The organism is Sinorhizobium sp. NG07B (genome assembly GCF_002532005.1).
Classification (GTDB): domain Bacteria; phylum Pseudomonadota; class Alphaproteobacteria; order Rhizobiales; family Rhizobiaceae; genus Sinorhizobium; species Sinorhizobium fredii_C.
Genome location: NZ_NWTD01000003.1, coordinates 563,509 through 576,223 on the forward strand (window position 1 = coordinate 563,509; position 12,715 = coordinate 576,223).

General features: G+C 63.0%; 14 protein-coding genes. 3 read left to right on the forward strand and 11 right to left on the reverse strand.

Annotated elements, in window-relative coordinates:
* Positions 1-7: 7 nt before the first annotated feature.
* From CO664_RS12505 to CO664_RS31575, 3 genes are all read left to right on the forward strand, one after another.
* Complete coding sequence (locus CO664_RS12505) at positions 8-994, forward strand: mannonate dehydratase (RefSeq protein ID WP_097538933.1); 987 nt, start codon at positions 8-10, stop codon at positions 992-994.
* 195 nt (positions 995-1,189) lie between these two features.
* Positions 1,190-1,885: a GntR family transcriptional regulator gene (locus tag CO664_RS12510; RefSeq protein ID WP_037425666.1), complete on the forward strand. Its 696-nt coding sequence runs from the start codon at positions 1,190-1,192 to the stop codon at positions 1,883-1,885.
* A gap of 344 nt (positions 1,886-2,229) precedes the next feature.
* Positions 2,230-2,352, forward strand: coding sequence for a hypothetical protein (locus CO664_RS31575; protein ID WP_272938880.1), 123 nt, complete (start codon positions 2,230-2,232; stop codon positions 2,350-2,352).
* 54 nt (positions 2,353-2,406) lie between these two features.
* Here the strand turns inward: CO664_RS31575 and CO664_RS12520 are convergent, their stop codons facing one another.
* The 11 genes from CO664_RS12520 to purU form a co-directional block, all read right to left on the reverse strand.
* Positions 2,407-3,489, reverse strand: coding sequence for an ABC transporter ATP-binding protein (locus tag CO664_RS12520; protein WP_097524702.1), 1,083 nt, complete (start codon positions 3,487-3,489; stop codon positions 2,407-2,409).
* Positions 3,486-4,286, reverse strand: coding sequence for an ABC transporter permease (locus CO664_RS12525; RefSeq protein ID WP_097538934.1), 801 nt, complete (start codon positions 4,284-4,286; stop codon positions 3,486-3,488). The genes CO664_RS12520 and CO664_RS12525 overlap by 4 nt, the downstream gene beginning before the upstream one ends.
* A 1-nt stretch (position 4,287) precedes the next feature.
* Entirely contained in the window at positions 4,288-5,163 is an 876-nt protein-coding gene (locus CO664_RS12530) for an ABC transporter permease (protein WP_097538935.1), read from the reverse strand.
* Between the two features lie 96 nt (positions 5,164-5,259).
* A complete protein-coding gene (locus tag CO664_RS12535) occupies positions 5,260-6,270 on the reverse strand; it encodes an ABC transporter substrate-binding protein (protein ID WP_097538936.1) in 1,011 nt (336 codons plus the stop codon).
* 37 nt (positions 6,271-6,307) lie between these two features.
* Complete coding sequence (locus CO664_RS12540) at positions 6,308-6,634, reverse strand: NIPSNAP family protein (protein ID WP_097538937.1); 327 nt, start codon at positions 6,632-6,634, stop codon at positions 6,308-6,310.
* Between the two features lie 5 nt (positions 6,635-6,639).
* Positions 6,640-8,103 (reverse strand): aldehyde dehydrogenase, encoded by a 1,464-nt coding sequence (locus CO664_RS12545; protein ID WP_097538938.1) that lies wholly within the window; start codon positions 8,101-8,103, stop codon positions 6,640-6,642.
* Between the two features lie 5 nt (positions 8,104-8,108).
* The gene (locus CO664_RS12550) at positions 8,109-9,149 is read right to left on the reverse strand and encodes an LLM class flavin-dependent oxidoreductase (RefSeq protein WP_097524707.1); all 1,041 of its coding nucleotides are present in this window, start codon (positions 9,147-9,149) and stop codon (positions 8,109-8,111) included.
* A gap of 3 nt (positions 9,150-9,152) precedes the next feature.
* Positions 9,153-10,085: a flavin reductase family protein gene (locus CO664_RS12555; RefSeq protein ID WP_097538939.1), complete on the reverse strand. Its 933-nt coding sequence runs from the start codon at positions 10,083-10,085 to the stop codon at positions 9,153-9,155.
* Positions 10,082-10,909, reverse strand: a complete 828-nt coding sequence (locus tag CO664_RS12560; RefSeq protein ID WP_097539188.1) for an alpha/beta fold hydrolase — start codon at positions 10,907-10,909, stop codon at positions 10,082-10,084. Before CO664_RS12560 ends, CO664_RS12555 begins: the two co-directional genes overlap by 4 nt.
* 23 nt (positions 10,910-10,932) lie before the next feature.
* Positions 10,933-11,535: an amino acid synthesis family protein gene (locus CO664_RS12565; protein WP_097538940.1), complete on the reverse strand. Its 603-nt coding sequence runs from the start codon at positions 11,533-11,535 to the stop codon at positions 10,933-10,935.
* 166 nt (positions 11,536-11,701) lie between these two features.
* Positions 11,702-12,586 (reverse strand): formyltetrahydrofolate deformylase, encoded by an 885-nt coding sequence (gene purU / locus CO664_RS12570; protein WP_095678069.1) that lies wholly within the window; start codon positions 12,584-12,586, stop codon positions 11,702-11,704.
* Between the last annotated feature and the right edge of the window lie 129 nt (positions 12,587-12,715).

Here is a 12,715-nt window from a genome sequence, read left to right on the forward strand (position 1 = left end):
CCTCTCCGTGTATGTAGGAACGCAGGTCGCGGCGCGCGACGACGAGGATTACCGGGTCTACGCCCAGCTTGGTGTCAAAAACATCTCCGCCGATCCGCCGGGCGATCCGGCAGGCTGGACGCTCGAGGATCTGGAACGGCATCGCGACCATGTCGAGAGTTTCGGCCTGGTACTCGACATGATCCAGCTTCCCCTGCCCTCGAAGCCGATCGAGAAAGCTTCCTTTCCGGATATCCTGCTGGCCGGCCCGGAACGCGATCGGCAGATCGATGCTGTCTGCCGAATGATCGAGAACTGCGCCCGCGCCGGCATTCCGGCGGCCAAGTACAATCTGAACCTGATCGGCATTCCCCGCAGCGAAATGGAACGCGGCCGCGGCGGTTCGATGAACGAGGCGTTTCGCTGGGATCGGATCGACCAGAACGCCGCGCCGGGCTTGGCCGGCGTTCTGTCGGAGGACGAGAACTGGGAGCGCATCGACTATTTCCTGGAACGCGTCGTGCCGGTTGCGACCAGCAATCGGGTACGCATCGCCTGCCATCCGCACGATCCCTATGCGCCGCCCGGCTATCGCGGCGTCACGCGCGTGTTGGGCACGGTCGAGGGGCTCAAGAAATTCGTGCAGATGCATGAGAGCCCCTATCACGGCCTGAACTTCTGCCAGGGCTCGATCGGCGAGATGCTCGACAATCCGCGCGGGGAGATCGACGAGATCATCCGCTGGTTCGGCACGCGCGGCAAGATCTTCAATCTGCACTTCCGCAACATCCGCGGCGGCAAGCTTTCCTTCATGGAAACCTTCCCCGACGAGGGCGACATGGACATGGTGCGCTCGCTGAAGATCTATCACGAGGTGGGATACCAATACATGGTGATGCCCGACCACGTGCCGACGATCAGCGGCCGCGACCCGACCGGCGTTGCCTTCGCCTTCTGCTATGGCTACATCACCGCGCTCATCGAGTCGCTTTCCACCGGGGCCACCCAGGGTTAACTGCGGCATTTTCGTGACTATCCCTTCCGGCCGGCAGACAACTTTAGACGCAGCGCATGTCGACGCGTATCCTGCTGACAGACGCCTTCTCCAGTGATATTATGGTATCCCATAATATGCGGCTCGGACGTAACCGCCAGGACCGGATCGAGATCGCGCATTTGCCACAGGTGCTGGCGGAAAGGGAACGGCCCCATGAGCGCGTCTGAACAGCCGATGCGAGTGCTCCGTCCGGAGAAGACCCTTCGCGAGCTTGCCCTGGAAAAGATGCGCGACGCTATCGTCAACATGCACTTCAGGGCCGGCGAACGGCTTGTCGAACGCGATCTCTGCGACCAGCTCGGCGTCAGCCGGACGATCGTCCGCGAGGTGCTGCGGCACCTGGAATCCGAAGGCCTCGTCGCCATCCAACCGAACCGCGGCCCGATCGTCGCCGAGACAACCCCGGAGGAGGCCCGGCAGATCTACGAGATCCGCGGCGTGCTCGAAGGCATCGCCGCTAAGGCCTGCGCCACACAAAAGGACCCCGCGGTCGTGGCCGAGCTCGAGCGCATCCTTGCCCGCATCCGGGCCGCCTATGCCGCCAACGAGCTCGCGGCGGTTCTCAGCGCCACGACGGATTTCTACCGCACCCTGTTCGAGAATTCCGGCCGCCATGTCGCCTGGGGAATCGTCAATTCGATCACCGCGAGGATCAATCACCTGCGCTCCATGACGATCAAGACGCCCGACCGCGACAAGCAGGGTCCGGCCCAGATGCAGAAGATCATCGACGCGATCAAGGCCGGCGACGGCGCGGCGGCCTATGAGGCGGCAAATGTGCATGTCAAGAATGCGGCGGCAATCGCCGAGGCGCTGCTCGCGGAACAGCAAGGCGCGAGGGCGGGGTAACAGTGCCGCCCGGAGCTGGCGCGAAACTAAAAAAGCCCCTCTCTTCAGACGAAATTAACCATGATGCGCACTGGTTGAATTCTTGGCCGCCGGCGCCCCGTTTTGCTCGCATTCCCGCGATCATGATGGGGGATGGATAAGGCAGGCATCGCATTCATGGCGCTGATACTCGTCCTCGTCTCTCTCGTGATGAGCATCCTTGCTGTCGACCGAGCGGAGTTGGAGACGCCGCCGGCCAGGGCGGCACTGGTTCCCACCAACTACCGGTGAGGCATCCTTCGCGCTGGAACAACGAGGTCTCCGGGTGAGTTGCTAGCCAATGCAACGATCCCCGGGAAACCTTCATGCGTCTCGTCCTGTTCGTAATCATCGCCTCGGTCATCAGCATACTTGCTTTCAAATATGCGGATAATTCCTTGGGCAATGCACCTGTCGCAGCAACAGCGGAAGAACTCTCTGAAGATTAGCAAAGCAGGCGCCAACCTGGGATTTATCACCGCTTTTCCGAACCGTACGCCGCTTCAGCAGAAGACGTGCGCCGTCGCCGGGTCGAAGCCGAGCCAGACGCTGTCGCCGCGGCTGAGGCTGGAAATCGCCTCGTGACCGAAGGGAAGGCGAACGGCCAGCGCGTCGCCCCTGGCGGTCTCGGTCGCGACATGGATGTTGTTGCCGAGAAAGGTGATGTCGCTGACCGTGACGGGCAGAGCCGTCGCGCCACCCGGCGCCGATCGCATCAGGCGCAAGCGTTCCGGCCGCAGCATAAGCGCCGCCTTGCCGCCGGCAACCGGCTTGCCATGCACCGGTACGTTCGGGATAACTGTCGTGCCGGCGAGCGCGATCTCCGCTTTGCCGTTTGCCGCCGTCACCAGATCGCAGGGCAGGAAATCGCTGTCGCCGATGAACTCGGCGACGAAGCGGGTTGCCGGATTGGCGTAGAGTTCCGGTCCCGTGCCGATCTGGTCGATCACCCCCTTTGAAAACACGGCGATCCGATCGGAGAGCCTGAGCGCCTCTTCCTGGTCATGGGTGACATAGAGGATCGTCACTTCCGTCTGCTGGTGGATGCGGCGGATCTCGTGTTGGATCTCCTCGCGCAGTTTCTTATCGAGCGCCGAAAGCGGCTCGTCCATCAAGAGCAGCGGTGGGTCATAGGCGAGCGCCCGCGCCAGCGCGACGCGCTGCTGCTGGCCGCCGGACATCTGTGCCGGCTTGCGGTCCTCGAAGCCTTCGAGCCGCACGAGCTTCAGCATGTCGCGCACCTTGGCATCGATCTCGGCCTTCGGCAGCCGCCTGACCTTCAGCGGGAAGGCGATGTTCTCGCCGACGGTGAGATGCGGAAACAGCGTGTAGCGCTGGAACACCATGCCGATATTGCGCTTGTGCGACGGCGTCGACAGCAGCGTTTCCCCGTTCAGCACGATGTCGCCGCGGGTCGGATCCTCGAAGCCAGCAAGAATATAGAGCGTCGTGCTCTTTCCCGAGCCGGAGGGCCCGAGGAATGTCAGGAACTCCCCCTGCGCTACGTCGAGATTGACGTCCTGAACGGCGGTGACGGGTCCATATTCCTTGCGGATGCCGCGGATTTGCAGGAAGGGTTTGCTCATGACTTCAATCCTTTGCGAACGATGGCGACGAGCACCATCAAAAGCACGGTGAGCAGGATGAGGAGGGTGGAGGCGGCGGCGACGACCGGCGTCAGATCCTGCCGCAACGTCGCCCAGACCTTGACGGGAAGCGTCTGCAGCGTGGGGCTCGCCATGAAGATCGCCACCACGACTTCGTCCCAGGAGGTGAGGAAGGAGAAGATCGCCGCCGAGAAGATGCCGTGGCTGATCGCCGGTAGCGTCACGCGGATCTTCGCCTCGAAGGGGGACGCGCCGCACAGCACGGCGGCGTCTTCGATCGACTTGTCGAAACCCTCGAGTGCACTGGTGATCGACAGAATCGAGAAGGGCAGCGCCAGCACCAGATGGGAAATGACGAAGCCGGTCAGCGTTCCATTGAGGCCGATCTGCAGGAAGAACGCGTAGAGCGCCACGGCGAGAACGACGACCGGCAGGATCATCGGCGTCAGGAATAGGGCTTTCAGCGCTTCGCGAAACATGAAGCGGCCGCGCGTCAGACCGAAAGAGGTGACGAGACCGACCAGGACCGAAAGGACCGTGACGATGATGGCGATCTGGAAGCTCGTCCAGGCGGACTCCAGCCAGCGGGGATCGGCAAACAGTTCCTGATACCATTTCAGCGTCCAGCCGGGCGGCGGAAAGATCAGCCATTGCGACGAGCCGAAGGAGAGCGCCGCGATGAACAGGATGGGCAGGAGCAGGAAGGCGGCCGTCAGCAATGTGATGCCGAGGAGAACCAGCTTCCACCGGCCGAGTCGGTCGAAATTCAGGAGCATGTCAACGCCCTCCCATCCGGTCGGTGCCGAAGAAGCGTAGCTGAACGGCATAGAGCGCGAGCGTGACGACCAGCAGCACCAGGGCCGCTGCACCGCCCATGCCCCAATTGACCAGAGACTGAACGAACTGCGCGATGAGTTCGGCGAGCATCATGTTCGCCGTCCCGCCGAGCAGCGCCGGCGTGACGAAGTAGCCGAGCGACATCACGAAGACCATCAGAGCGCCGGCCGCCATGCCGGGAATGGCGAGCGGCAGGAGAACCCGGACGAGGGCCTGCCAGCGATTGGCGCCGCAAAGCGCCGCCGCCTGCAAAACGGCCGGATCGATTTTCCGGATGACGCCATAGAGCGGCAGGATGATGAAGGGCAGCATGATATAGGTCATGCCGATCGTCACCCCCGTCAGGTTGTTGACGAGCGGCAGAGGCTTGTCGATCAGGCCCAGGCCGATCAGCAGCTTGTTGACGACGCCGGTGCGCTGCAGCAGCACCATCCAGGCATAGGTGCGTGCGAGGAGATTGGTCCACATCGACAAGAGCAGGATGGCGAAGACGACAGAAGCGAGGCGGCTCGGCATGATGGCCAGCGCCCAGGCGACGGGAAAGCCGATCAGCAGCGATACGAGCGTGACCAGGCCGGAAACGATGAAGGTATTTGCGAATATCCTGAGATAGGTGGAGGAGCCCAAGAGTTCGGCATAGTTACCGAGGCCCGGCACGGGCTCCGAGACGCTGCGCGCCAACAGGATGGCGACCGGCACGACGAAGAACAGGACCAGCAGGCCGAGCGCCGGCAAGGTCAGGTCGAAGTCGGTGAAGCGCAGGCGGTGTGCAGGGATCTTCGATCCTTCCGCCCTCGCGTCGGTACGCGACAACATGGCTGTGTCTCCCATTTCAGCTGCGCGAGGGACCTCCTCCTGCCCCTGCGCCGGATCGGCGGGGAGTACGGGCTGCGCACTCCCCGCCTCCTACATTTACTCTGCCTGCCAGGCGTACCAGCGCTCGCCGATTGCGTCGCGGTTCTCTGCCCAGTAGGTCATGTCGGCATTGACCTGGCTTGCCGTCTGCGCATCCGGCAATGTCTTCGCCAATTCCGGGTCCATCACCTTGGGAGAATCCAAGTTGATGGGCGCATAGCCGGTGGCCTTGGCGAGATCGGCTTGCGCCTGAGGCGAGGTAGCGAGCGCGATGAACTGCATCGCGGCTTCCTTGTTCTTTGCGCCCTTAGGCACGACGAGCGAGTCGGCGGCGGTAATGTTCTGCTCCCACGAGGTCTCGACATTGATGCCGCTCTGGGCGAGCGCCGTCATCCGGCCGTTCCAGAGACTGCCGAAGGGGGCCTCGGCGGAGGCGAGGAGCTGCTGCGACTGCGCACCGCCGGTCCACCAGATGATTTCCGGCTTGATCGTGTCGAGCTTCTTGAAGGCGCGGTCGAGATCGAGCGGATAGAGCTTGTCGGCCGGGACGCCGTCGGCGAGCAGCGCAGCCTCGATGACACCCGGGGCCGACCACTTGTAGAAGGCGCGCTTGCCGGGGAACTTCTCGATGTCGAAGAGATCGGCCCAGATCTTCGGGCAGGCCTCGACCGCATCCTTGTTGCAGCCGATGACGAAGGAATAATAGAAGCTGCCGACCGAATAGTCGGTGACGAAGCGCGGGTCGAGCTTCGTCTTGTCGATCACCGAAAAGTCGAGCTTCTCGAGCAGCCCGTTCTTGCCGGCCTGCGCCGCATAGTCGCCCTCGACGTCGACGACATCCCAGGTCACCGAGCCTGCCTCGACCATCGCCTTCAGCTTGCCATAGTCCGTCGGCCCGTCCTGCAGGACGTTGATGCCGGTCTTTTCCGTGAATTTCTCTGCCCAGGCGATTTTCTGCGCGTCTTGCGTCGTGCCGCCCCAGCTGGAAAAGACGAGATCGGCGGCCGTTGCCGGCATGGCCGTTGCGATGGTTGCGGCTGCAGCCGCCAAAGCGAGTATCTTCTTCATGTTCCCTTGCTCCGTGATCCGGTTTTGCTTGGTTGTTCTATGACACGCTGTCGCCCGTCGGCGAAAAGCGCGCCGCCTTCATGATCTTGTTCTCCGCGACTTCTATGAGGTCGCGTATCTTGGGGAGGAAAGCCCGCCAGGCCGGGTCTTCCATGAGTGCGGCCCGGCGCCTCTCGCGATCGTCGAGGCTCCGATAGGCCCAGATGTGCACGATCTCGTTGATCGGCCCGATCTCGGAGAAGAAATAGGCGACGAGCTCGCCGAGATGCTTCTTCTGGATCGCGATGCCCTCTTCCTCGACCACCTTCAGGTAGGCGGGGATGGCGCCGTTCTTCAGCCGATAGGTGCGGATTTCGTAGAACATCGCCGTCACCGCATCACGAAAGGATCGGGGATCGGCTCGTCCGAGGTCCTCAGCCACACCGTCTTCGTCCTCGTAAAGTCGAGCGCGGCCGCCATGCCGCCCTCGCGGCCGTGGCCGGAAAGCCCGAAACCGCCGAAGGGCGCGATCGGCGAAACCGCCCTGTAGGTATTGACCCAGACGATCCCGGCGCGGATCCCCTTCATCAGGCGGTGTGCACGGGTGAGGTCGCGGGTGAAGAGGCCGGCCGCGAGGCCGTAGCGGGTATTGTTGGCGAGTTCGAGCGCCTCCGCTTCCGTTTCGAAGGAAAGCACGGAAAGGACGGGACCGAAAAACTCCTCATCAAGTGACGGCGAAGCACTGCCGTCGCAATCGAGAATGGTCGGCCGGTAATAGTAGCCGGCGCCTTCGGGGGCCGTGCCGCCCGTGACCAGCTTGGCGCCGGCGGCAAGCGAGCGCTCGACCAGCGCCTCGATATGATCGCGCTGACGGCGGGTCGCGAGTGGCCCGACCTCGGTCGCCATGTCGAGAGGGCTGCCGATCCGGACCGCTTCGGCCTTTGCGTTGAGGATGTCGAGGAAGCGGTCCTTGACGCTTGTCTCGACGATCAATCGCGAGCCGGCGACGCAGCTCTGGCCGGTCGCCGCGAAGATGCCGGCGACCTGGGCATTGGCCGCACTCTCAAGATCAGCATCGGCAAAGACGATGAAGGGCGACTTGCCGCCGAGCTCAAGCGAGGTCGAGGCGAGGTTCTCCGCCGAATTGCGTACCACATGACGCGCCGTCTCCGGCCCGCCGGTAAAGGCGATATGATCGACCTTCGGATGGCGGCTGAGCGCCGCACCGCAGGCGGGGCCGAAGCCGGTGATGATGTTGACGACGCCGGCCGGGAAGCCCGCCTCGTGGATGAGCCGGGCAAATTCAAGGACCGGCGCCGGCCCGTCTTCCGAGGCCTTCACTACCATGGTGCAGCCGGCCGCCAGCGCCGGGCCGATCTTCACCGCCGACAGGAACAGCTGGCTGTTCCACGGCACGACCATAGCGACGACGCCGATCGGTTCGCGGCGCAGCCAGACATCCATGTCCGGCTTGTCGATCGGCAGATAGGAACCCTCGATCTTGTCGGCGATCCCGGCGTAATAGCGATAATATTCCGCGACATAGGCAATCTGCGCCGAGGTCTCGCGGATGATCTTGCCCGTGTCCCGCGTCTCCAGTTCGGCCAGTTTCTGGGCATTCTCGGCGACGAGGTCGGCAAGCTTGTAAAGAAGCTTGCCTCGCTGGGTGGCGGTCAGCTTGGACCACGGTCCCGCGGAAAGGGCCCTATGGGCCGCCTCGACAGCGCGATTGACATCGGCTTCGCGCGCTTCCGGCATCTCCGCCCAGGCGGCACCCGTCGCCGGGTCGATGCTTTCGAAGCGGGCTTCGCCGTCTGCAAATTCGCCATCGATATAGCACTGGAAGCGCTGCATGTGCCCTACTCCGCAAATGCCGGCATGACATCGGCGATGAAGCGCTCAAGCGAGCCCTTCTTGCGCTCGAAGCTCATGCCGGTATCGATCCAGAAGGAATATTCGTCGTAACCCATCGCCTGATAGGTCTTCAGGCGGGCGATGACTTGATCGGCCGTGCCGACCGCGAGGTTCTTGCGCATCACCTCGGGCGAGATCAGCGCATTCTCAGCCATTTCCTCTTCGGAAATCGTCTTGATCAGCCCCTGCCGGATAGGCTTTTCGTTTTTGAACCAGGCGAAGAAATAGTTGTAGTAGACGCTCATCTCCCTTGCGGCCTGTTCGAGATCAGCCTCGTCCGTGCCGACATAGGCGTGCTGCAGCAGCATGATCTTCGGGCGCTTGATCTCCGGGTTCTGGGCGCAGGCCGCCTCGAAACGCTCCATCAGGCTGGCGATCTCGCCGTCGCCGTTCCAAAGCGGTGTGACCTGTACGTTGCAGCCATTGGCGACCGCGAATTCATGGCTGTTGGGATCGCGCGCCGCCACCCAGATCGGCGGATGCGGCGCCTGCATCGGCTTCGGCGCCGAGGTCGTCGACGGAAAGGTCCAGAACTCGCTCTCATGCGCGTAGTCGCCTTCCCACAGGCCCTTGATGGCGGGGATGAGCTCGCGCATCCGCTGGCCGGCGCCCCAGGCGTCCAATCCGGGGGCGAGCCGCTCGTATTCGAAACTATAGGCGCCGCGGGCAATGCCGATGTCGAGCCGACCGTCGCTGATGATGTCGGTCATCGCCGCTTCGCCGGCGAGCTTGATCGGGTGCCAGAACGGCGCGATCACAGTGCCGGTGCCGAGCCGGACATTTTTCGTGCGGCGGGCGAGATCGGCGAGGCTGAGGAAGGGATTGGGCGCGATCGTGAAGCTCATGCCATGGTGCTCACCGGTCCAGATCGCATGCATGCCGCCCTTGTCGGCGATTTCACAAAGCTGGATGAACTCGCGATAGAGGCTCTCGTCCGACTGTCCGGGATTGAGCCGCTCGAGATGCACGAAAAGCGAGAATTTCATGGATCAGGCCTTTCTGGCATAGGGGTGAACCTTGCCCTGTTTCTCATCCCCGACGTAAACGCCGAAGTTGCCGAGCGCGCTCTCGGCGGCAAAGCGCCTCAGGAGATCGGCCGTGGCGGAGTTGTCCATCGCGTCGAGCGGCAGGTCCGCAATCGGGACGAACCGCCCCGCCTTGGTGTCGCCGGGCTCGGCGGCGGCCCGATAGACGATGTGCTGGTGGCCGGTCGTCTTGTTGTCGTAGACCGAATAGAGAAATCCGACCTCGATCGCCAATTCCGTCGTGTTCGTCAGATGATCTTGCAGCGCCGCCAGCGGCTCACCGCCCTTGAGCTCCATCTGTGGCAGGCGCCAGTGGCCACCCGCCTCCGGGATCAAGAGGACGGCGCCGGCGCGCTCGACGACGGCGGCAATCAGCGGCACGCCCTCCGCGGCGGCCGACACCGCCTTGCCGGACAGACCCGGCGTGATGTAACTGCCGCGTGCGAAGCCGAGCCCGGCCATGACACCGTTCTCGAAGGCCTCGACGCGGCCGATCAGTATGGCGTGGTCGCCGGCGTCGACGATCTCGTTCGTCGAGCAGTCGAACCAGGCACTGACGCCGGCGAGAATCGGAGCGCCGTATGGCCCATGCAGCCATTCGACCGTCGCGAAACGATCCTCCACCGGTTTGGCGAAGGTGTTGGAAACGGTCATCTGCTTTTCCGACAGGACGTTGACGGCAAAGCCCTTGGCGCCCGTCATCGTCGCGAAATTGCGGGAGGTCTTGGCGATGCAGACGAGCAGCAGCGGCGGATCGATCGACACGGAAGCGAAGGAGTTGGCGGTAAAGCCGATGGGATTTCCAGAGGCGTCCTTCGCCGTGACCACCGTCACGCCGGTCATGAACGAACCGAAGGCGTCGCGCAGCGCGCGGGGGTCCAAAGAAGCTGTGTTCATGACCTCTCCCCTTCCCTTGAAAGCCAGTCTTCGAGGATTGCATTGACCGTGTCGGGCGCCGTCAGATTGACCATGTGGCGGTGCCCTTCAATAATTCGCGCCCAGCCGCACGGCGCCGCGGCGGCCATGGCGTGCGCCATTTCCGGCGTCGAGTTCGGATCCTCCGAGCCGGTCAGGAACAGGGCCGGGCAACGAACCTCGGGCCAGCGTGGGGCATAGACGGCATCGCCATGCGCGAAGGCGCTATAGGCCGTCGCATAGCCTTCAGGATCAACGGCCTGCAGCCAGCCTCGCGTCAGTTCGTAGACCGACGCGGTTCCACTATCCTCGCCGAACCAGCGTTTCAGCGGCCCGTCGACGTCGACGGCGCCCTTGCCGATCATCTGGGCCCGGGCGACGACTGCCGCCTTCGCATCGGCATCACGCAAGTATACGCCATTCAGAAGCGCCGCGCGGCGGATGCGCGTGCCAAAGGTTACGGCCGCGCCACCGGCGATCAGGGCGCCCATCGAATGGCCGGCGAGATTGACACGCGCGAGTTTCAGGTCATCAAGAAAGACGCCCAGCCAGGCGACGAAATCCTCGAGCTTGGCGCCCGGAGCCAGCCTGTCGCTCTTGCCATGGCCCGGCATGTCGACGGCGATGACCCGGCACCGGCCAGACAAGGCGGCAACCTGCGGCGCCCAGGCCTCGAGCCGCATGCCTACCCCGTGGACGAGGACAAGCGGTTCGCCATGGCCGGTCTCCACATAGGCGGCGCCATGTGCGGTTCGCACTCGCCCGGCACCCAGGCCAGCAAATTCCGTTCGCTCTGACTGAAGCATCGCCGCGGTCCAATAGAGAGGCGTCAAACGCCGGCCGGGTTGGCGACGTCCTGCCCGAGATCCTTCAGATCCTGATAGCGGTCGCCGATCCGGTGATGCGGACGTCCGCCGACCGAGGCGCCGAGCGCAACGACGATCTCGTTTGCCGCCGGGGCGTCGGCAATAGAAGTCTGGATGGTGAGATAATGGGAGCGGCGTCCTTCGTCGTTCTTGTCCATGAGGGGGATCATCAAGGGTGCGTTTGCCGGTCCGCGCGTATTGCAGAAGGCCAGATAGGATTTGGCCCCGACAGCCTGGCGGTAGTGATTGCCGAAGCGCAGCGTGTGGATCAGTGCCGAGGCATGCTCGACCTCGCCGTCGAGACCGACGATGGCCGACTTACCATAGGCCTCGACCGCCTCGCCCGAGCCGACGGCGTCGATGATCATCTTCGTCAGCAGCTCGCCGAGAACCGGGGCAGCGGCGTGGATCTCCGGCTTCAGGTTCTCGACATAGCCCACACCCGCCCAGGGGTTCTTCACGACGGCGATGGCCGAATAGAGCTTCAGCGGCGCCGGCGCAGCCTTGCCGCCTTCGATCAGCATCGTCTCCACCTGCAGCAGGGTCTTGCGGATTTCGATGGGCATCGCCGCCTCCTTGATATCTCTATTACATACTATGGTATGCCATAATACCGCAGAGTCAAGCGGCGTTTTCAAACGCGCAAAGCCGAAGCCATTCAGCAGCCTGGAACGAAAAACCCCGCTCGTTGCCGAGCGGGGTTGAGTCGGTTGGCGATACGTTTCCTTGCCGTCAGCCCATTCGCTCGGACGCATAGCTCCCAGGGCTCGGCGGAAACACCACGACGCGGTTGCCGTTGATGAAGGTGCGGTGATGGATATGGGCGTGCACGGCGCGCGCCAGCACCTGGCTCTCGACGTCACGGCCGATCGACACATAGTCCTCGGCCGACTGCGCATGGGTGATGCGGGCGATGTCCTGCTCGATGATCGGGCCCTCGTCGAGATCGGCGGTGACGTAGTGCGCCGTCGCACCGATCAGCTTGACGCCGCGCTCATAGGCCTGCTTGTAGGGATTGGCGCCCTTGAAGGACGGCAGGAAGGAGTGGTGGATGTTGATAATCTTCCCCGACATCTTCTTGCAGAGCGCGTCGGACAGAACCTGCATGTAGCGGGCCAAAACGATCAGCTCGGCGCCGGTCTGCTCGACGATCTCCAGAAGCTGGGCTTCGGCCTTTGGCTTGTTCTCCTTCGTCACCTTGATGCAGTGGAAGGGAATGTCGTGGTTGACGATGACCTTCTGGTAATCGAAGTGGTTGGAGACGACGCCGACGATGTCGATCGGCAGCGCGCCGATCTTCCAGCGGTAGAGCAGGTCATTGAGGCAATGGCCGAAACGCGACACCATCAGCAGCACCTTGGTGCGTTCCGCCTGGTCATAGAGCGCCGTTTCCATGGCGAACTTTTCGGCGATTGGCTTCAACCCCTCCTCGAGTGCGGCACGGCCGACGCCCTCTTCCGAAATGAAGGAAATGCGCATGAAGAACAGGCCGGTTTCAAGATCGTCGAATTGCGAGCTGTCGATGATGTTGCATCCCTGCTCGGCGAGATAGGCGGAAAGCGCCGCGACGATGCCGCGGGTGGATTTGCAGGTTACCGTCAAGACATAGCTGTTCATCATTTGTCCTTAGCTGTCGCATCATTGGGCGTTGCGCCCATTTGCTTCCCTACTGCATGTTCCTTAAATCGATCTCGATTCAAGGACAAAGACATGCAGCAATTCAAGGTGCTAGCGACCTTTGCGCGT

Coding starts and splice junctions, on each gene's coding strand:
- purU (WP_095678069.1), bottom strand. CDS start 12,586: ATGAACAGCTATGTCTTGACGGTAACCTGCAAATCCACCCGCGGCATC.
- CO664_RS31575 (WP_272938880.1), top strand. CDS start 2,230: ATGCGTCTCGTCCTGTTCGTAATCATCGCCTCGGTCATCAGCATACTT.
- CO664_RS12545 (WP_097538938.1), bottom strand. CDS start 8,103: ATGCAGCGCTTCCAGTGCTATATCGATGGCGAATTTGCAGACGGCGAA.
- CO664_RS12525 (WP_097538934.1), bottom strand. CDS start 4,286: ATGCTCCTGAATTTCGACCGACTCGGCCGGTGGAAGCTGGTTCTCCTC.
- CO664_RS12520 (WP_097524702.1), bottom strand. CDS start 3,489: ATGAGCAAACCCTTCCTGCAAATCCGCGGCATCCGCAAGGAATATGGA.
- CO664_RS12560 (WP_097539188.1), bottom strand. CDS start 10,909: ATGCTTCAGTCAGAGCGAACGGAATTTGCTGGCCTGGGTGCCGGGCGA.
- CO664_RS12535 (WP_097538936.1), bottom strand. CDS start 6,270: ATGAAGAAGATACTCGCTTTGGCGGCTGCAGCCGCAACCATCGCAACG.
- CO664_RS12555 (WP_097538939.1), bottom strand. CDS start 10,085: ATGAACACAGCTTCTTTGGACCCCCGCGCGCTGCGCGACGCCTTCGGT.
- CO664_RS12550 (WP_097524707.1), bottom strand. CDS start 9,149: ATGAAATTCTCGCTTTTCGTGCATCTCGAGCGGCTCAATCCCGGACAG.
- CO664_RS12565 (WP_097538940.1), bottom strand. CDS start 11,535: ATGCCCATCGAAATCCGCAAGACCCTGCTGCAGGTGGAGACGATGCTG.
- CO664_RS12540 (WP_097538937.1), bottom strand. CDS start 6,634: ATGTTCTACGAAATCCGCACCTATCGGCTGAAGAACGGCGCCATCCCC.
- CO664_RS12530 (WP_097538935.1), bottom strand. CDS start 5,163: ATGTTGTCGCGTACCGACGCGAGGGCGGAAGGATCGAAGATCCCTGCA.
- CO664_RS12510 (WP_037425666.1), top strand. CDS start 1,190: ATGAGCGCGTCTGAACAGCCGATGCGAGTGCTCCGTCCGGAGAAGACC.